General features: G+C 69.4%; 21 protein-coding genes. 9 read left to right on the top strand and 12 right to left on the bottom strand.

Features of this window, described 5'->3' with window-relative positions:
- Positions 1–98 precede the first annotated feature (98 nt).
- On the top strand, positions 99–839 hold the full coding sequence (locus ABZX12_RS14630) for a hypothetical protein (RefSeq protein ID WP_355693258.1): 741 nt from the start codon (positions 99–101) through the stop codon (positions 837–839).
- A gap of 10 nt (positions 840–849) precedes the next feature.
- On the opposite strand, the gene ABZX12_RS14625 is transcribed toward ABZX12_RS14630, so the two are convergent.
- On the bottom strand, positions 850–1,566 hold the full coding sequence (locus tag ABZX12_RS14625) for a DinB family protein (protein WP_355693256.1): 717 nt from the start codon (positions 1,564–1,566) through the stop codon (positions 850–852).
- A 124-nt stretch (positions 1,567–1,690) separates the two neighbouring features.
- Between ABZX12_RS14625 and ABZX12_RS14620 the strand changes: the two genes are divergently transcribed.
- Positions 1,691–2,689, top strand: a complete 999-nt coding sequence (locus tag ABZX12_RS14620; RefSeq protein ID WP_355693255.1) for an acyltransferase domain-containing protein — start codon at positions 1,691–1,693, stop codon at positions 2,687–2,689.
- The gene (locus ABZX12_RS14615; protein WP_355693253.1) at positions 2,680–3,441 is read left to right on the top strand and encodes an alpha/beta hydrolase; all 762 of its coding nucleotides are present in this window, start codon (positions 2,680–2,682) and stop codon (positions 3,439–3,441) included. Before ABZX12_RS14620 ends, ABZX12_RS14615 begins: the two co-directional genes overlap by 10 nt.
- Here ABZX12_RS14615 and ABZX12_RS14610 read toward each other — a convergent pair.
- The 4 genes from ABZX12_RS14610 to ABZX12_RS14595 all read right to left on the bottom strand — a co-directional run bounded on the left by ABZX12_RS14610 (position 3,438) and on the right by ABZX12_RS14595 (position 7,107).
- Complete coding sequence (locus ABZX12_RS14610; protein ID WP_355693251.1) at positions 3,438–4,187, bottom strand: nuclear transport factor 2 family protein; 750 nt, start codon at positions 4,185–4,187, stop codon at positions 3,438–3,440. The genes ABZX12_RS14615 and ABZX12_RS14610 overlap by 4 nt on opposite strands.
- Positions 4,188–4,242: 55 nt before the next feature.
- Entirely contained in the window at positions 4,243–5,166 is a 924-nt protein-coding gene (locus tag ABZX12_RS14605) for an RNA polymerase subunit sigma-70 (protein WP_355693250.1), read from the bottom strand.
- Positions 5,166–6,206, bottom strand: coding sequence for an anthranilate phosphoribosyltransferase (gene trpD, locus ABZX12_RS14600; protein WP_355693248.1), 1,041 nt, complete (start codon positions 6,204–6,206; stop codon positions 5,166–5,168). The genes ABZX12_RS14605 and trpD overlap by 1 nt, the downstream gene beginning before the upstream one ends.
- Before the next feature lie 145 nt (positions 6,207–6,351).
- On the bottom strand, positions 6,352–7,107 hold the full coding sequence (locus ABZX12_RS14595; RefSeq protein ID WP_355693246.1) for a glycoside hydrolase family 16 protein: 756 nt from the start codon (positions 7,105–7,107) through the stop codon (positions 6,352–6,354).
- A gap of 75 nt (positions 7,108–7,182) precedes the next feature.
- On the opposite strand from ABZX12_RS14595, the gene sigJ reads away from it, so the two are divergent.
- Positions 7,183–8,061, top strand: coding sequence for an RNA polymerase sigma factor SigJ (gene sigJ, locus ABZX12_RS14590; protein ID WP_355693245.1), 879 nt, complete (start codon positions 7,183–7,185; stop codon positions 8,059–8,061).
- Here the strand turns inward: sigJ and ABZX12_RS14585 are convergent.
- Positions 8,042–8,779 (bottom strand): aminoglycoside phosphotransferase family protein, encoded by a 738-nt coding sequence (locus ABZX12_RS14585; protein ID WP_355693243.1) that lies wholly within the window; start codon positions 8,777–8,779, stop codon positions 8,042–8,044. The two genes, sigJ and ABZX12_RS14585, sit on opposite strands and share 20 nt — an antisense overlap.
- A gap of 88 nt (positions 8,780–8,867) precedes the next feature.
- Between ABZX12_RS14585 and ABZX12_RS14580 the strand changes: the two genes are divergently transcribed.
- Positions 8,868–10,133: an FAD-binding protein gene (locus tag ABZX12_RS14580; protein WP_355693241.1), complete on the top strand. Its 1,266-nt coding sequence runs from the start codon at positions 8,868–8,870 to the stop codon at positions 10,131–10,133.
- 67 nt (positions 10,134–10,200) lie between these two features.
- On the opposite strand, the gene ABZX12_RS14575 is transcribed toward ABZX12_RS14580, so the two are convergent.
- Complete coding sequence (locus ABZX12_RS14575) at positions 10,201–11,121, bottom strand: SH3 domain-containing protein (protein WP_355693240.1); 921 nt, start codon at positions 11,119–11,121, stop codon at positions 10,201–10,203.
- A gap of 287 nt (positions 11,122–11,408) precedes the next feature.
- On the opposite strand from ABZX12_RS14575, the gene ABZX12_RS14570 reads away from it, so the two are divergent.
- Positions 11,409–12,176 (top strand): enoyl-CoA hydratase/isomerase family protein, encoded by a 768-nt coding sequence (locus ABZX12_RS14570; protein WP_355693239.1) that lies wholly within the window; start codon positions 11,409–11,411, stop codon positions 12,174–12,176.
- On the opposite strand, the gene ABZX12_RS14565 is transcribed toward ABZX12_RS14570, so the two are convergent.
- The 3 genes from ABZX12_RS14565 to ABZX12_RS14555 all read right to left on the bottom strand — a co-directional run bounded on the left by ABZX12_RS14565 (position 12,147) and on the right by ABZX12_RS14555 (position 14,190).
- Positions 12,147–12,509 carry a YciI family protein gene (locus ABZX12_RS14565; RefSeq protein ID WP_355693237.1) on the bottom strand — a complete coding sequence of 121 codons (363 nt, stop codon included), beginning with the start codon at positions 12,507–12,509 and terminating at the stop codon, positions 12,147–12,149. The genes ABZX12_RS14570 and ABZX12_RS14565 overlap by 30 nt on opposite strands.
- Before the next feature lie 83 nt (positions 12,510–12,592).
- Positions 12,593–12,748, bottom strand: a complete 156-nt coding sequence (locus ABZX12_RS14560; protein WP_355693235.1) for a DUF6131 family protein — start codon at positions 12,746–12,748, stop codon at positions 12,593–12,595.
- Positions 12,730–14,190 carry an MFS transporter gene (locus ABZX12_RS14555; protein ID WP_355693233.1) on the bottom strand — a complete coding sequence of 487 codons (1,461 nt, stop codon included), beginning with the start codon at positions 14,188–14,190 and terminating at the stop codon, positions 12,730–12,732. The genes ABZX12_RS14560 and ABZX12_RS14555 overlap by 19 nt, the downstream gene beginning before the upstream one ends.
- Positions 14,191–14,356: 166 nt before the next feature.
- On the opposite strand from ABZX12_RS14555, the gene ABZX12_RS14550 reads away from it, so the two are divergent.
- The 3 genes from ABZX12_RS14550 to ABZX12_RS14540 are packed head-to-tail and all read left to right on the top strand — an operon-like array spanning position 14,357 to position 16,624.
- On the top strand, positions 14,357–14,725 hold the full coding sequence (locus ABZX12_RS14550; protein ID WP_355693232.1) for a YciI family protein: 369 nt from the start codon (positions 14,357–14,359) through the stop codon (positions 14,723–14,725).
- Entirely contained in the window at positions 14,722–15,948 is a 1,227-nt protein-coding gene (locus ABZX12_RS14545; protein WP_355693231.1) for a DUF6596 domain-containing protein, read from the top strand. Before ABZX12_RS14550 ends, ABZX12_RS14545 begins: the two co-directional genes overlap by 4 nt.
- Before the next feature lie 19 nt (positions 15,949–15,967).
- On the top strand, positions 15,968–16,624 hold the full coding sequence (locus ABZX12_RS14540; RefSeq protein WP_355693229.1) for a hypothetical protein: 657 nt from the start codon (positions 15,968–15,970) through the stop codon (positions 16,622–16,624).
- Between the two features lie 3 nt (positions 16,625–16,627).
- Here the strand turns inward: ABZX12_RS14540 and ABZX12_RS14535 are convergent, their stop codons facing one another.
- Entirely contained in the window at positions 16,628–17,179 is a 552-nt protein-coding gene (locus ABZX12_RS14535) for a DUF4240 domain-containing protein (RefSeq protein ID WP_355693227.1), read from the bottom strand.
- Between the two features lie 45 nt (positions 17,180–17,224).
- Positions 17,225–18,169: an aldo/keto reductase gene (locus tag ABZX12_RS14530; protein WP_355693226.1), complete on the bottom strand. Its 945-nt coding sequence runs from the start codon at positions 18,167–18,169 to the stop codon at positions 17,225–17,227.
- Positions 18,170–18,174: the final 5 nt, after the last annotated feature.

Raw genomic sequence — 18,174 nt, 5'->3', positions numbered from 1 at the left:
GAGCGTTCAGAGTGGCCACGCAGACACTCTCGGTACCCCAAGGCCGATGGACCGTGCTGCGTCGGCGCCGGTGGTCGTGCTCTGCAAGGATTGCGCCCATGGTGAGCTTTCACGCGCGGTACGTGTCCGGTGATCCCGACGACGTATGGAGCGACCTGCGCGGTCTCGGTCTTCGGGTCTTCGACGCTCCGTATCGTGAAGACGCCGAGGCGGTGGCCAGGGAGTTCGCCGGCCGGGCTCGGAGGAACGTCGAGATGCTCGTCGAGCGGCTGCAGGCGCAGGGGTTCCGGGCGGAGGTGAACGACGACGAGGGGACGCCGTGTCGTGCCCATGTTCCGCCGTCGCCGGACGCGGACGCGCTCGCCGACTGGCTGGAGGCGACGTTCGCGCCGTTCCCGATGACGGTGAGCGCGTGGATCCGGCAGGTGGGCGACGTGTGGCTCGTCGGGGACTTGCCGGGGTGGCCGTCCAGCGTGCTCGCGGATCCGCTGGTGGTGCAGCTCGAATGGGCAGAGCACGGCGGCTCGCGCTCCTACTTCGAGGCCGAGCACGCCGCGTACCTGGAAGACACCGCGCGCCACGACGCCGGTATCGCGTTCCAGCTCGACTACGCGCCCGACGAGCTCCACAAGGCGAACATCAGCGGAGACGCGCCGTACGGTGTCGACCTGCCGGCCGTGGGTATCGACGGGAAGGTGGGGCCGACGATCTGGTTCGTCGACGACCTGAACACGGCATTCGCGGCCGGCGGCTTTCCCGGTGCGCTGTGGGAAGAGGGCTACCAAGAGCCGCCCGCCGGATTGCGCGAATCGCTCGCCACGGGACTGCTGCGGCTCTGACAGCGACCGATCAGCTCGCGGCGATGCTGTCGAGGTCTCGGGTGGCGAAGCGGTAGTGCTCCCAGGCCTCCTCGAGGATCACGTGCAGGCATGATCTCGTGGTTTCGGGCTTCGCGTTGTGCGGGTTCTTACGGGCTGTGTCCAGCTCGGCCGGTGTCACCGTGGCGATGAAGTCGCGAACCAGGCCGAAGCGGCCCGCGTGGGCTTCGAGCACTTCGGCGTACGGCGGGTGGTCGGGCGAGCCTGCCACGCCGTACCGCAGGCCGAGCGGGTGGAAGTCTTCGCGCTCGAGAACCGACCGGCCGAACCACAGGTCGATGGCGTGCACCAGGTGCCGCAGAGTCTGCGCGAACGACCACTCGCCGCCCACGGAGACGTCGGCCGTGCCCGAGGGCATGGTCGCCACGCGGTCGATCGCCGTCGCCCAGGTCCGCTCGACCGCGGCCCAGGCGGCGCGGAGGCCGTCCGGGTCCTTGGCCCGGCGCTCCGCCCGGCCCGGGAACCGGCGGTTCAGCTCGTCCTCGACATAACCAGAGACCTCGACGCCGTTCACCTTGAGGCTGCCGCCCGGCTCGACGATCCAGGGCGCGTCGATGTCCGCGCCCTGCAGGTCGATGCCGCGCATCACCACACCGGACAGATCGGACTCGACGAACCGGGCACCGCGCAGATTCGCCCCGACGAACTCCGCACCTGCCAGGTCGTCGGACTCCCCGAACTTGGCCATTCCCAACTCCCTCAGTAGACGTTTCGGTGAGCCTAGCCGTGACCTGGGACACAAAAGTCGTGCGCGAGACCGGCGGCCCGTGGTGAGGTCTGGGGGACTGACCCGACTGTGGGAGGACAAGGCTGTGGACGTTCTGAGCGCGGCAGAACGAGTGGGCTTCTCGAAGCAGGCTTTGACGCGGTTCGAGGGCCTGGAGGTCGGCCCCGACCCACAGGTGCCCGAGGAGGCCGAGGAGTTGCTGGCGTACTGCGGTGTGGACCCGGCGGATCGTGCTGCGATGCTGGCGGCGCGCCCGGATCCCGACCGCGAGCCGGAGTGGTGGAGGATCACGTGGGCTCTCGCCGGAGAGGTCGAACGGGACATGGATCTGGCCGTGCCCTCCACAGGCTTCAGAGGCTGGCCCGCGGTACCGCGCGACGCGTCGCCGACAGGACTGTTCGCACCGGCGTGGGCGCTGCTGGCCAACCTGCCGAGGCTGCGCGACCTCCATGAGCAGCGCGGCGTACCGGAGTCGGTGACGGTCGCAACGGTCTCGGCGCTTGGTGGGGTGATGGGCACGCACCGGCACATCTTCGGCTGTGCCGGCGTCGGGCTGATGCCGCTCTGGGGTCCGCCCTTGAGGTTCCGCGGAGCCGACTACGAGATCGGCCGGCACGACTTCACCCGTACGCACCTGGGCCTGGGCGACGGTGTGTCCGGCCATGTGCTGTCCATCCACATCCCACCGATCGGCCCGCTCGACGCGCAGGAGTCAGAGGAGTCGATAGCGACCGCGGTCGAGTCGCTCGAACGCTGGTACCCGGAGGAGCCGCTCGCCGGACTCGTCTGCCACTCCTGGCTGTTGGACCCGCAGCTGGCCGAGTACCTGAGGCCGGAGTCGAACATCATCCGTTTCCAGAGCCGCTTCGACCTGCTGCCACTGCTGCCGCCCGAGGATCCCACCGAGGGCGACCGTGAGCTGATGCGGCTCGGTTTGCACCTGGAAGTCCCAGATCACCGACTGACTGACGAGGACCTCGCCAAGATCCCGCAGGTGACCACGCTGCAAAGAGCGTTCGTCCAGCACCTGCGAGCTGGCGGGCATTGGTACGCACGGACGGGCATGCTGAAGAGATGGAACTGACGATCCCGGTCGGGCAAGACACGGTCTGGACCGAGCACCTGGCCGGCGACGGAGTGCCGATCGTGCTGCTGCACCCGGGCATCGGGGACTCGCGGTCGTGGGATCTCGTGATGCCCGGGCTCGACGGCAGACGAGTCGTCCGGTACGACGTCCGTGGGTACGGGCGCTCACCGCAACCGACAACTGAGTTCTCCCTGCTCGGCGACCTCGAGACAGTCCTCGACCAGCTGAACCTGGAACGGGTCCTGCTGGTCGGCTGCTCGATGGGCGGCAGTACTGCGCTCAGCTTCGCGCTGGCGCATCCAGAGCGGGTCCATGGGCTGGTGCTGCTCTGTCCTGGCATCCCCGGCTTTCCGATGCCGGAGGAGCCGGAGTTGGACGCGCAGTACGACGTACTCGCGGCGGACCGGGACGTGGAGGGGCTCGTACAGTTCGGCCTGCGGCACTGGGCTGCAGCGGGCGCTGACGACGCTGTGGTCGCGCAGCTCCGCGCCGCTGCCCCGGCGTGGTTCGACCAGGACGAGTACCTGAAACCGGATCCGCCCGTCTACGACCGGTTGCACGAGATCCAGGCCCCGGCGGTCGTCATGGTCGGCGACAAGGACCGCCCGATCCTCGCAGCCGTGGCCGGTGCCGTCGGCGCACGCATCCCCGGCTGCGAGTTCGTCTGGCTCCCCGGCACCGACCACTTCCCGAGCCTCCGCGAACCACGGCTGGTGACTGACACCATCCTGCGGCTCGCGGCCGACTAGGACGCCGGATAGGACAGGTGCTGGTGGATCAGTTGCCAGCCGGTGGTGGTTCGGCGGAAGACTCGGGTCGCGCGTGAGGTGGTCTCGGTTCCGGCGGCGGTGACGTGGTCGACGGACCAGGCGACGGCCAGGTTGCCGGCGGATTCGATGGTCGGGTCGGGGACGGTGAAGGTGATCGGGTCCGGGCTCGAGGCCAGTCCGGCGGCGCAGACCTCGCGGACGGCTTGTCTTCCGGTGTAATTGCCGTCGATCTCGTACGAGACGACGTTCTCGGCGACGGGCTCCATGAGGGCGTCCAGGTCGCCCGCAGTCGTGGCCGCGCTCCAGCGGTCCAGCACAGCCTTGATCGCGGGAACCGCCGAGTCGTCGTGTGGGAACGAATGGTGCTCGTGCGTGACAGTCCACTGGTCGTCGATCTTGCGGAGGCCGATCGTGAGCCGCAGCAACTGTCGCGGATCGTCGTCGGCGCTGCGGCAGTGCAGCAAGGCGAAGGCGAACGCGACGTCGGCGCCCGCGGTCACTTCCAGCGACTCGAGTTCGAAGGAGGCGCCGGACTTCTGCCACTCGAAGAAGCCGGGCCAGGTGTCGCGGTACGCGTCCAGGCCGCGCACACCGTCGTACGGCGGGGGCACGTCGAACATCACCAAGTCGGGTGCGTGATGCGCCAAAACCGTGTCCAGGTCGCCGGCGTGCACGGCCGCGACCCAGGTCTCGATCAGGGTGCGGATCGCCTGCTCGTCAGTCATGTCTCTCCTCGGAAGGTCGTCTTCACCCCCTTACAACCCGCGACGTCCGGCAAACTCATCGCGGCAGCTCGACGGGCAGCCCGAAGGCCGGGAAGTCCGCTTCCAGGTACGACACCACTTCGACGATCGCCGACCCTCGCAGGACCACGACGTCCAGCCCGCCGGGTACGTAGCGATCGCCCTGAAGCAGGTACGTGCCGAAGGCGAGCTGACCGTTCGCGCGAGCCGGGAGGAAGCGCCATTCCTCCTGCAGCGGCCCGTCGAGCAGGAACGTGCGGATCGCGTCCCGCCCGAGGAACCAGTCGGGCAGCGGCGGCATCGAGTACTTCGCGTCCGCCGCCAGCATGGCCACGATCGCGTCGACGTCACGCGCCTCCCAGGCCGCCACGTATCGCCGTACCAGGTCACGCTCGCCCGACTCGCCCAACGCACGGAGTGTTTGCTGCTGACTCGGTACGTCGCTCACGACAGCCCGTGCTCGTTGCAGCGCGCTGTTGACCGCAGCAACCGTCGTCTCCAGCAACTCAGCTACCTCGCGAGCGCTGAAAGCCAGTACGTCTCGCAGTAACAGGACGGCACGTTGTAGAGCGGACAGGTGCTGCAGTGACGCGACGAAGGCGAGTTCAACCGACTCCAGCGCCAGAAGCTCCGCCTCTGGTGTCAGCGTGGACGTCCACGCGAGCCTGCTCTCCGGATACGGGTCCAGCGTCTCCACCTCACGCCGACCGCGCCGCTCGATCAGGGTCAGGCAGCGGTTCGTCGCAATCTTGTAGAGCCACGGACGGATCGACCCGCGGTCCTCGTACCCGTGCAGGCCGCTCCATGCGCGCAGCAGTGTCTCCTGGACAGCGTCCTCGGCGTCGGCGTCGGAGCCGAGCATCCGGTAGCAGTGCGCGTGGAGCTCACCACGCCACGGATCGACCAAGCGTCCGAAGGCGTGCTCGTCACCCGCGCGTGCGGCGTCCAGCAGGTCTTGCATCACCCGCACGCTAACGAGTGGCTGGTCCAGCGGTCCAGGGTCTCTGCTGCTCGTCCACTGTCCACGGCGTCTTGGCAGCGCTCGAAGCAGTCAGCCAAGTGCTCCAGGCCGAACTCCAGCGAGAGCGTGGCCAGTGCGGCCGCGGCGTTCAGCAGTACGACGTCCCGCACCGGTCCGCGTTCTCCGTCGACCAGCCGGCGCAGCAGCTGCGCGTTGAACGCCGCATCGCCGCCACGCAGCTCCGCCAACGACGACGGCCGCAGCCCCAACGAGCGTGGGTCGAAGACCACCTCCGACGCGGACCCGCCCTGCACGACCCAAAGCCGTGAGTAGCCAGTCGTGGTGAGCTTGTCGAGCCCGTCGTCCCCACGGGCGACCAACGCGGAGGTGCCCCGCTTGGCGAGCGCGCCTGCGAGCACGGGCAGCATGCGTAGGTTGGCCACGCCAACGAGCTGGTGCTGAGGCCGGGCCGGATTCAGCAACGGCGCAAGCACGTTGAACGCAGTCGGCACTGCCAACTCACGCCGTACGACGGCAACTTGCCGCAGGGCCGAGTTGAAGCGTGGAGCGAACAGGAAGGTCAGCCCGACCTCCGCCGCCATCCGCGCCGCGTCAGAAGCCGACAGATCGAGTGGAACGCCGAGCTGCTCGACCAAGTCTCCGCTACCAGCGGCGGCGGAGGACGCGGCCCGCCCGCCGTGCTTCACAACGGTGACACCGGCCGCTGCGGCGACCACGGCCGCCATCGTGGAGATGTTGGCCGCACCGGTACGGTCCCCGCCCGTCCCGACGATGTCGACGAACGGTCCGTCGATCCGCACCGGTGTCGCGTGTGAGCGCAGTACCTCGGCCAGCCCGTTGAGCTCGTCCGCGGTCTCTCCCTTTGCCCGCAACGCGATCAAGAACCCGGAGATCTGCGCCGGAGACGCGTCGCCCAGCACCAGTTGGTCCATCGCCCACCCGGTGTCCGCAGCCGACAGGTCGGAGCCGGCCAGAAGCGCGGAGATCAGACCGGACCACGTCCGGAGCGTTGTTGCCATCGGCATTCCTCAGGGTGCTGGGCCGCCCACGAGGAGAACATGACAACGGCCGCCTCGCAGGAGACGGCCGGGTGGGTACGCGCGGATTCAGGCCGTCTGGTCGACGGCCCACCACATACTCGCGCGCTGGAACATGCCACCGACTTTAGCGCACGCGGTGCCGGACGTGGTCGACGGTAAAGCTGGGGACGTGGTCCCGCCCGGACTGGTCGGGGAAGTCGAACACCGCCAGCATCAGCTGCATCGGGTACGTCGGTGCGCCCTGACAGCTGCGGATCGCGGCGCCGTCGACCGAGAACGTCGCCGTACCGCCGGACCACTCCACGGCGTACGTGTGGAACTCCCGGACGTCGATCGGCAACCGCACCGCCTCGAAGTCCTGAGGTACGGCGGGGTCGCGGATGGTCTTGAGGCCCATGCCGACCGCGGCGGACGCCCCGGGGACGACCGCGTCGCCGAACACCTCCATGACACAGATCTCGCCGCAGCGGTCCGGCTGGTCCTCCAGACCGACCATCCAGAGCGACACCATGGAGCCCGCAGCGATGTCGGCCCTGGCCCGCAGCTCCACGTACCCGCTGTCCGCGGTCCAGCCCCAGAAAGGCTCCTGCTCCTCTCGTACGAGCAGACCGTCACGGTACGGCTGCTGGCCGACCGTGCTGCCCACAGGACCCGAGTAGTTACCCGACTGGATGCCGGAGACTCGCAGGTCCGGGTTGTGCGAGCCGGCGCACCAGATGCCCTGCTCGACGGGGATGCTGAGCGTCAGACACGAGTCGGCTAGGTCGTACGTCGCGGCGGAGGCTCGACGCGAGCTCCACTGCGGTAGGTAGTACGGCGACCACACGGACAGATCCAGGGCCGCCGCGTCGAAGTCGTCCGCGAACACCGGCTGAGTCATGCCCCCATGATCGGCCGATCGGGTCCCCTGTCACATCATGGTGGGCTGATCCGTCAGGGCACTGAGGAGGCAGCGGTGAACGAGCACGAGCAGCTGGCGCGGCGGTTCGAGGAGAACCGCGGGCACTTACGTGCGGTCGCGTACCGGATGCTCGGGTCGGTGGCCGAGGCCGAGGACGCCGTACAGGAGGCCTGGCTACGGCTGAGCCGGTCCGACGTGAGCGACGTCGGCAACCTGGCGGGCTGGTTGACCACGGTGGTGTCGCGGGTCTGTCTGGACCTGCTGCGCAGCCGTAAGTCGCGGCGCGAGGATTCGCTCGACACCTATGTGCCCGACCCGGTGATCGGCTCCCCGGGACCGGAGGACGAGGCGGTCCAGGCGGATGCGATCGGGCTGGCGCTGCTCGTCGTACTGGAGACGTTGTCGCCGGCTGAGCGACTGGCGTTCGTGCTGCACGACATGTTCGGCGTCGGGTTCGACGAGATCGCCACGATTGTGGACAAGTCGCCGGCCGCGACGCGTCAGCTGGCCAGCCGCGCGCGGCGCCGGGTCCAGGGCGCGCCGGCCAGTGACGGGGACGTCGGCCGGCAGCGGGTGATCGTGGAGGCGTTCCTGGCGGCCTCCCGCGGCGGTGACTTCGAGGCTTTGCTGTCGCTGCTGGATCCGGACGTGCTGCTCCGCGCGGACGCGGGTACGGCGAGCGCGGAGTTCGCCGGTCCTGCGGTGTCGAAGCTCGTCCGCGGCGCGAAGGCGGTTGTCGAGCAGGCGCTGATGTTCAGCCGGATGGCGCCGTACACGGAGCCGGCGCTGATCAACGGGCTGCCCGGCGCGATCACCGTCGTCAACGGGCGGCTGATGGGCGTGATGGCGCTGACCGTCACCGACGGCCGGATCACCGAGATCGACATCCTCGCCGATCTCGACCGCCTCGAAGTCATCCCGCTGCCAGCCTGAGGATTCGCCGCGCCTGCGCCGCCGCGGTCCCCGGCGGATTGCGGTGGGCGCTGGGGCCGCCCGGTCCGATCAGCGTGAGCCAGAAGCCGGCCCACAGGATGCGCGCCTGGTGGAACCGCTGCGGGTCCACCTCGAAGCGTCGTTCCAGCGGGCTTGGATCGGTCTGGCGCCAGGACAGGTGCTCGACGAGATTTGCCAGCTCGACCGCTCGGTCGCCCAAGCCGGCGTCCTCGAAGTCGACGATGCGGACGCGGGTGCCGTCCCAGAGGTAGTTGGTGAGGTTCGGGTCGCCGTGTGCGACGACCGGGTCCCGTACGACGGTCAGGTCGGTTGGCTCGTTGTCCAGCCAGGTACGGGCGGCTTGGCCGATCACGCCTGTCGTGTCGCCGAGTGCGGTCAGGCCGCTGCGGGTGCGGTCGACGAGTGCTTGGAGCTCGATCGGCTGCAGACCGTCGTACGGGGTTGACCAGAGCGTCTCGAGGGCGTCGCCGACAGCTGTGGTCTGGGTGTGGGGCGGCTGAAGAGGGCGGCCGGGGACGAGCGTCATCGTGATCCACGGATTGTCGCCTGTGGACAAGGCGAGGGGGATCGGGGTCAGGCCGGGAGCTCTTCGGGAGAGGAGGGTCAGGGCGGTCCACTCGCGGGTGGGTTCGTCGCGGGACCACGAGGTGTAGTGCTTGGTGAGGGTGGCGCCGGAGATCTCGACTGAGTGAGTCATCGAGGAAAGTTTGGCGGACCGTGTCGATTCCCGGCGGTCTCCTTCGACGTAGGGGCAGGAAGCGGATACGGCGAAGGGGCGGGACCAGATGTCTACGCAGGCGGTTGCGGCGGTTGCCGGCGACGTGGTGGCGGGTCTGTTGGGGGCGGGGTTCAACGGCGCCGTCCGGCTGCCGGGCGAGCCGGAGTACGACGAGCAGCGGCGGTCGGTGATCCCGTCCGTGGACTCCCGCCCGCTGGTGATCGCCGAGGCGTACGCGCGGACCGACGTCCAGGCAGCGGTACGGACCGCTCGCGAGTACGGCGTACCGATCGCCGTGCAGGCGACGGGCCACGGCACGCGGGTGCCCGCAGACGGCGGCATCCTGCTGAAGACGACTCCGATGACCGCAGTACTGATCGACCCGGAACGCCGGATCGCGAAGGTGGCCCCGGGCGCGCGCTGGGGTGCGGTACTCGATGCCGCGCGGCAGTTCGGGCTCGCGCCGCTGTCCGGCTCGCACCGTGACGTCGGCGTCACCGGGTACACGCTGGGCGGCGGCGTCGGATGGCTGGCCCGCAAGTACGGGTTCGCGGCCGACAGCGTGATCCGCGCCGAGGTCGTCACCGCCGACGGCCGGGTGGTCACCGCGAGCGCCGAGCAGCACCCGGACCTGTTCTGGGCGATCCGCGGCGGCACCGGCAACTTCGGCGTCGTGACCTCGCTGGAGTTCCGCCTGTACCCGGTCCGCGAGGTGCACGCCGGCATCGTCTACTACGGCATCGACCGCGCCGCCACGATCCTGCGCCGGTACCGCGACTGGACCGCCGCCGTCCCCAACGAGCTGAGCACCGCGGTCGTCCTGACCCGCGTCCCCGGCACCGAGCAGCGCGCGGTCGCGATCAAGGTCCTGTACGCCGGTGCCGCCGACCTGGCGGAGCACCTGCTGAAGCCGCTGTTCGAGGTCGCCGGCCCGCGGCTCGCCGGTGAACTGCGGACGATCGAGTACGCCGACGCCGCGATGGGCGGCACGCCCGCCCGGCACCTCGACTTCCTGGACACGTTGACCGACGAGCTGATCGACGAGGTCGCCGGCCTCGAGGACGCGACCGTCGAGATCCGCCACTGGGGCGGCGCGATGGCTCACCCGGGGCCGGGCGCCGGACCGGTCGGGCACCGCGAGGCGCAGTACTCGCTGATCATCGACCGCGAGGTCTCGCTACCCACCTCGGGACGGACGTTCGTGAACTTCCTCGGCGACCCGGGCCGCGCGGACACGGCGTACAGCGCGAAGGACCTGCAGCGGCTGCGCGAGGTGAAGCGGGCCTACGACCCGACGAACTTCTTCCACCTGAACGCCAACATCCGCCCATAGAAGCGGCACCATCCGCCCAGAGAAAAGCGGCCCAGGTCCTCGCCCTGGGCCGCTTTCCGGTTGCCGATCAGACCGTGCCGGAGTTCCCGTAGACGGTCACGTGCACGTGGTCGTAGTGGTTCGCCGTCACGCCGCCGCGGTCCTCCATCGCGCGCCAGCCCTCGCTGCTGCGCTGAACCGTCCAGATGTGCTGCTGCCAGATCAGCTGGCTGACGCCGAGCTTCTTGTAGTTCGCCTTCAGCCAGTCCGCGACCTCCTGGCCCTCGGCGCCGCTGACCATGATGTCGAGCGCGTGGCCGGTCGAGTGCTCGGAGCCGCTGTCGCCGGATCGCAGACCGCCGTACGACGTGATGTCGGGGAACTTGGCGCAGATCGCGCGGTGCACCCGGATCGCGTCCTGGGTGAGGCCGTCCTCGACGCCGGAGCCGGACGCGCAGGCCGCCTGGGAGATCGAGCCGGAGGTGCTCGCGACCGGCTTCGTGGCGGACAGGTACTGCGCCTTGACCCAGCGGGACTTGCCGTCGCTGACGACCTCGGCGTACAGACCGTCGACCTCGCCGGTGACCGAGACCTTGGTGCCCTTCGGCAGCACGTCCAGCAGGACGCCGGTCAACGGCAGCGTCCAGAGGTTCACGTCGGTGGTGGTGTACTTCGTGCCGGTGATCTTCGGCGGCGCCGCGTTCAGCTCCTGGGCGGCGCGGGTCTTCGCCGCGGTCGGCTTCGGGATCGGCGCCTGCTTCTTCAGGTGCTTGGCCGTCGGGCTCGCCTTCGGCTTGGGCGCCGCGGTCGGAGTCGTCGACGTGGTGCTGATCGGCGGACGCAGGGCGTCCCGGCTGACCGTGGTGTCGCGCGACAGCTGCAGGGACGAGCTGGCGATCGACGGGTCGAGCTGAACGTGATGGCTGGGGAGCGCGGCGGCCGAACCGGTGGCAACCATCGCCACTGCCGCGCCGGGGATCGCAACCTTCGCAATACCGGGCTGGATCACCTTGGGACGCGACTGCCGGTGCCGCGCCTGTCTATGCCGTCCTGCACCCACCTTGAACCCAATCTGCCGAGACCAAACCGTTATCGACCGGAGGAGTCAAGCACACATCGCCGCGCCGGTTCGAATCGGCCCCCACTCTTAACGCATTACGAACATCCACAGGCTGGGCCGGAGCGTGATCCGGCCGCTATTCGGATGTGACCGGTTCGAGATCAAACGCTTGGCGCACAGACCGCGGTGTGATCCAGGGCGCGGCGGGGCCGCGGGGTCTGCGGTTGACTGCGGGCGTGGGATTTCGGATCGAAGGTGGTGCGGTCGCGCGGCTTGTGATCGATCGGGCGGCGAAGCGGAACGCGTTGACCCGGGAGATGTGGGCGGCGCTGCCGGGGCTGCTCGCCGGGCCGGCGGCCGACGACGAGGTCAAGGTGCTGCTGGTGACCGGCGAGGGCGCGAGTTTCTCCGCGGGCGCCGACATCCGCGAGCTGATCTCCGGCGCCGACCCGGCCGATCCGATGGCCGAGCTGCGGACTGCCAACCTGCAGGCCCAGGCGGCGCTGCGGGAGTTCCCGAAGCCGACGATCGCGGTGATCAGGGGGCACTGCATCGGAGGCGGGCTGGAGATCGCGGTGAACTGCGACTTCCGGTTCGCCGCGCGGGACGCGAGCTTCGGTGTCACGCCGGCCCGGATCGGCGTCGTCTACCCGCCGGCCGCGATCAAGGTCCTGCTCGACCTGGTCGGTCCGGCGACCACGAAGTACCTGCTCTTCAGCGGTGACCTGCTGACCGCGGATCGCGCCGAAGCGAAGGGTCTGGTCGATCAGGTGGCCGACGACCCGATGGCGGCGGCCGAGGCGTTCGCGGACACGCTGCTGTCGCGGTCGCAGCTGACGATCCGCTCGGCGAAGGAGTCGGTCAACGCGCTGCTGGACGGCCACACCGGGGACGCGGCAGCGGTACGGCGGTATCGCGAGACGATCGCCAGTGGTGAGCTCGCGGAAGGGATCGAGGCCTTCACGCAGAAGCGGTCACCGCACTTCGTCTGGCATCCCCGCTGAGATCAAGGTGCCGCGCAGCTCGACCCTGTCACCGGCCGCGGCCGAGACCCGGCCGGCGATCCGCTGCGCGTGCGCGTCGTCGGCGGCGTCGATCATGAAGAACCCGGCCAGCTGTTCCTTGGCCTCGCCGTACGGGCCGTCGGTGACCACCTGGGCGCCGTCGCGGAGTTGCACGATCCTGGCCTCCGCGGGCGGTCGCAGGCCCTCCGAGCTGACCAGCTCACCGGACTCTGCGAGCTCCCGCTCGAGCTGCATCAAGCGGCCGAGCGCCGCGTCGTCCTCCGCGGTCCAGACCCGGTCGACGTGGCGGAAGATCATCACGACGTACTTCATGAGCCTCACGGTAACCACCCGGACCGACAGAACCCCGCGGATGATCCGCGGGGTTCTGCCCGATCCGGCCTTGGGGTGCCGGATCAGTACCAATGCCTTCGTCCGCCGACCGCACGGCCGGTCGCTCCGAGAATCCAGAACACTGCGCCGATCAGCAGCAAGATGACGCCGATCGTCCACAGGATCGAGATGTTGAGGACGAACCCGAGAATCAACAGGATCAGTCCGAGGATGAGCATGAAGCCTCCTTCACCGGGGGCCGCCGGGCGGAAGTGGCGACCACGGACGTCAGGTGCCCACTCTTCACACGCTGAACCTCCAACACTTGTTTGACCAGTGCGCAGCCGACGAAGCCGATCGCGAGGAACACCCACACGGCCGCGAACGCGACCCGGTAGCCGTGGGTCAGGGCGACCGGCGTAGTTCCCGACGTACTCGCTGTAGCCACCGCGGAGACGGCCGCGACGCCGATCGCGCCGCCGATCTGGAAGCTGGCGTTCTGCAGACCGGAGGCGACCCCGGCGTCCTCGCCGGCCGCGTCGCTGAGCGAGGCGATCGAGCCGGCGACGGTACCCGCGCCCAGTCCGGCGCCGAAGATCGTCAGACCCCAGAAGGCCAGCTCGAAGTATCCGGACGTCACGGTGAGCCGGGTCATCAACGTCGCTCCCACTCCGGCGACCACCAGGGAGACGAACGCGACGCGGCGCGGTCCGACCCGTGTGACGAGGTGCTGGCCGATCATCGACGCCACGACCGCGGATGCGGCGAGTACGGCGGACATGAGGCCGTAGCGGATCGCCGACGCGCCCAGTGCGAGCTGTGCGTACTGCGTGTAGACGAAGTTGAGCCCGAATGCCGCCAGGCCCCAGCTGATCGTGATGAGGTTGCCGCCGACCAGTGCACGGGAGCGGAAGATCCGGAGCGGTACGAGCGGCGCGGCAGAGCGCTTCTCGACGACGACGAACAGTACGAAGAGCGCCGCGGCCAGGAGCAGCAGCAGAACAGTCCGGGACACCGATGCGTCCGGCGCCTCGATGACTGCGTACACCAGCACGATCAGCGCGGCAGTGACCGTGACGGCACCGGCCACGTCGAAGCCGCGTCGGCCCGGTCCCCGGCTGTCCAGCAGCAGTACGGGCGCCAGTGCGACGATCAGGACGCAGACCGGCACGTTGATGAAGAAGATCCACTGCCAGCCGAGTCCGTCCGTGACAGGTCCGCCGACGAGCGACCCCGCCGTACCGCCGACGCCACTGGTCGCGCCCCAGATGCCCAGCGCCTTGTTGCGATCCGGGCCGGACGGGAACGTCGTCATGACGATCGACAACGCGCTTGGTGCGAGTACAGCGGCCGCGGCGCCTTGCAGGCCCCGGGCGAGCACCAACGCGTCACCACTCCACGCGAACCCGCACAGCAGCGAAGACCCCGCGAAGAGCACCAGTCCGGTCATGAAGACGCGTCGCCGGCCCAGCAGGTCGGAGATCCGGCCGCCGAGCAGCAGCAGGCCGCCGAACATCAGTGCGTACCCGCTGGGCACCCACTGCACGCCGCCGGTCGAGAAGGTCAGCTCCCGCTCGATCGACGGCACGGCGACCAGCACGATCGACGCGTCCAGGATGATCATGAACCCGGTCAGACAGAGCAACGCCAGCGCGAACCAGCGCTTCGAATGCGAAACCATCAGCCATCTCCAGTACGGCGGGGACGCCCGGGCTGAGCGTCACTCGCCGGAGACGTCGGCGCCGGCCCGTCGTACTTCGACATTCCGGATCTGTCGAAGTTCGGCGTCGCTGTTTCGACGTACCTGTTGACTGGGGGTCACAGCGGCCCTCGCCGGGGACAGGATGGTGACTGTGAAGTACATGCTGCTGATCTACAGCAACGCCGAGAGCTGGGAGAGCCTGTCGGCCGAGCAGCGCGACGGTCTGAGCCGTGCGCACGAGTCGCTCACGCGGGAGCTGCTGGAGCAGGGCCTGCTGGTCAGTTCGGCCGGGCTGGCGGATCCGATCACCACACGGACCGTGCAGGTGCGTGACGAGACCACGACCACCACGGACGGACCGTACGCCGAGGCCAAGGAGCACCTGGCCGGGTTCTACCTGGTGGAGTGCGAGGACATCGACCAGGCGATCGGCTACGCGGCACGGATGCCGGACGCGGAGTACGTCGCTGTGGAGGTGCGGCCTGTGATGGACATGTCAGGACTGGAAATGTGAGTGACTTCGAACTGCTGCTGCGGGAGCAGGCGCCGCAGGTGCTCAGTGCGCTGGTCCGCCACTACGGCCACTTCGACCTGGCCGAGGAGGCGGTCCAGGAGGCGCTGCTCGCGGCCACGCAGCAGTGGCCGGCCGAGGGCGTGCCGGACAACCCGCGGGGCTGGCTGATCAGGGTCGGGTCGCGGCGGCTCACCGATCTGCTCCGGAGCGAGTCCGCCCGGCGGCGGCGGGAGGAGAACGCGGCGCAGCTCTCGGCGCCGGAGGAGTTCGTCGCGTCCGGTCCGGAGATCGACGATCCGGGCGGCCGCGACGACACGTTGACGCTGCTCTTCCTCTGCTGCCACCCGGCGTTGTCGCCGGCGTCGCAGATCGCGCTGACGTTGCGTGCGGTCGGTGGTCTCACCACGGCGCAGATCGCGGCCGCGTTCCTGGTGCCGGAGGCAACCATGGCGCAGCGGATCAGCCGGGCGAAGCGGAGCATCAAGCAGGCCGGCAGTACGTTCGAGACGCCGCCGGAGGCCGAGCGGGACGAACGGATGGCCGCCGTACTGCATGTGCTCTACCTGATCTTCAACGAGGGCTACACCGCCTCGTCCGGTACGTCGCTGCACAGCGCGGAGCTGACCACGGAGGCGATCCGGCTGGCCCGTGGCGTGCGGAAGCTGCTGCCGGACGACGGGGAGGTCGCCGGCCTGCTCGCGCTGATGTTGCTGACCGACGCGCGACGTCCGGCCCGGACCGGCGACGACGGGACACTGATCCCGCTGGCCGAGCAGGACCGCTCGCGGTGGAACCGCGCCGCCATTGTCGAGGGCGAGGCGATGGTGAGCGATGCCCTGTCCCGCAGCCAACTCGGCCCGTACCAGGTGCAGGCGGCGATTGCCGCGGTGCATGACATGGCGGAGCGTGCGGAGGACACGGACTGGCGCCAGATCGTCGCGCTGTACGACGTACTGGAGCAGTTGGTCGACAACCCGATGGTGAAGCTCAACCACGCGGTCGCTGTCGGCATGGCGGTCGGCCCGAAGGAGGGCCTCGCCGTACTCGAGCCGCTGGAGTCCGACGATCGCATGAACCACCGGCTGGAAGCGGTCCGCGCACACCTGCTCGAGATGGCCGGTGAGCTGGCCGCTGCGCGCGAGAGCTACCTGCTGGCGGCCCGCCGTACGACGAGCACGCCGGAGCGGAACTACCTGCAGTCGAAGGCGGACCGGCTGACCTGAGGTCGCGTAGGTTGGACGCGTGGACCTCACGAGGGCGTCACTCCTCCGGGAGATGCTGACCGGTACCGAGCTGGGCAGCCGGACCACACAGTTCGGCTATGCGCTGCGACGGTTCACGACCAGGCGCAGCGGGCTGATGCTGCTCGGCCCGGTCGACGAGGAGCCGTGGCACCTGACGGCGCACCTGGACGACGAACTGCACCGTGCGGGGATCGAGGACCTGCGGCCGTCACTGGTCCGCTGGGCGCCACCGCCGGACGCACCGCCGCACCTGGCGATCGGACTGGACCGGCTGCGCGACGCAGGGCGTGGTGAGTCGCTCCTGGTGGTGGCCGAGGACGCGCCAGGGGAGACGCTGCTGGAACGGATCAGCGACGTCCGCCGGCGCGGTACGACGATCTTCAGCATCGGCAACGGTGACAACGAGCTGACATCGCTCAGCCACGAGACGCTCGTACCGGAGTTGCTGATCCCGGACGGCTTCGGCTGGACGAGCCGCGAGCTCTACGACGAACCCCAGACCGCGCTGACCGAGGTGGAGCCGCAGACCGCGGAGGGCTTCGAGACGGCCCAGCACCTGGTCAGCCTGGCAGCGGCCGACGAGGAGGCCGGGCAGCCCGGCTGGCGCCGCCGTCTCCGCAACGCCATCGAACGCCTCGGCGGCGAACCTACCTAGGCCCTAGACGTTGAGGTACAGCGCGGCCAGCCGGGGCAGGTGAGCCTCCAGGTCGTCCTGGTCGTCGAAGTCGATCTCGTTCCCCGCCGGGACGTCCGGAGTGTCCGGGGCGTCGGCGTCGACCGCCTTCCAGTACGCCGCCTCGTCGCCGGTCACGTTCTTGTAGGCGTGGCTGCCGACGTGCAGCATCCCTTCCCCGTCGAAGCCCTCGAAGCCCTCCGGCCGATCCTCGTCCACCACGTCCGCGAGTGAGTCCGGGTCGGCCAGCGCGGCGTCCCAGACTTCCCGGCCCTGGGCGACCAGCCAGCCCCGGAACGAGTCGAACCCGTCCTCCGAGGCGCCGGAGTTGATCAGGTACGCCGCAGCCCACAGGTCCCACCGGTACGACTCGACCTGCAACCGCGCGAGCTCGGTCCCGAACCCGACGATCTCCTCGGCCTCCGCCGCACCCAGCACCTTGGTCAACGCGTCCGCAACCCCGTCCGGATCAGCCACGGTGTCATCCACCGAGGCCCGCGCATCCTCGACCAGACCCCAGAATCCATCCCTGTCCACCCTCAAACCATCTCACCGACCCCGGGTCCAGGGGGAGGGCGAGGACTACCAGACCTCGTCGAGTTGGCGGCGCTGGTCGGGGGTGAGGGTGAGGCGGGTGCCGGTGAGGGCGGTGGTGAGGTAGTCGGGGGTGCTGATGCCGACGATCGGGGTGACGGCGGGGGTGCCGCCGGCGAGCCAGGCCAGGACCACTGCGGAGCGGGTGGTGCCGAGGGACTCGGCCAGGTCGGTGAGGGCCTGCAGGCGGCGGGTCGTGCCGGGGTGGTCGAAGGCCGGGTCGATCGGGCGGTCGGAGCGGTTCTCGAAGCCGCCGGACATCAGCGGGCTGTAGGCGAACAGTTGCTGTTCCGGATTGTTCTCCGCGTAGTCGAGGACCTCGTCGGTGATCCAGCCGAAGCGGTGGTCGTGGATGTGGTCGCGGACGAACGGCCGCGGCTGCAGGTAGGAGTAGCGCAGTTGCAGCGCGCTCGGAGCCATCACGCCCAGCTGGTTCGCCAGGTCACGCATCCGCTCCACCCTCCAGAGCGCCCAGTTCGACAGGCCGAGGCGGCCGATCGTGCCGGCCGCGGCGTGCTTGCCGAAGGCTGCGACGGTCTCATCCAGCGGAGCGGTCCGGTCGTCGCGGTGTGCCCAGTACAAGTCGATGTGGTCGACCCCGAGACGACGCAGCGAGGTCTCGAGCGCCGCGTCGATCGCCTTGGCGCCCAAGCCGTCCGAGTGCTCCGGCCAGCTGCCCGGCCAGAGCGGTTCACACCCCACCTTGGTCGCCAGCTTGACCCGGTCCCGTACGCCGGGTCGCTGCGCCAACCATCTCCCGAGCAGTTCCTCGCTCTGCCCGCCATGGCCGCTCGGGTCCTGCCAGAACGCGTAGCAGTTCGCGGTGTCGATCCACTCACCGCCGGCGTCCACGTACTCGTCCAGCAACCGGAACGACGTCTGCTCGTCGATCCGCGTTCCGTACTCCATTGCTCCCAGTGCGAGATTCAGCATGTTCC

Source organism: Kribbella sp. NPDC003505, assembly GCF_040610875.1.
Taxonomy (GTDB): Bacteria; Actinomycetota; Actinomycetes; order Propionibacteriales; family Kribbellaceae; genus Kribbella.
Note: the sequence above shows the minus strand (reverse complement) of the source record. Positions and strands in the feature narration are given on the sequence as shown.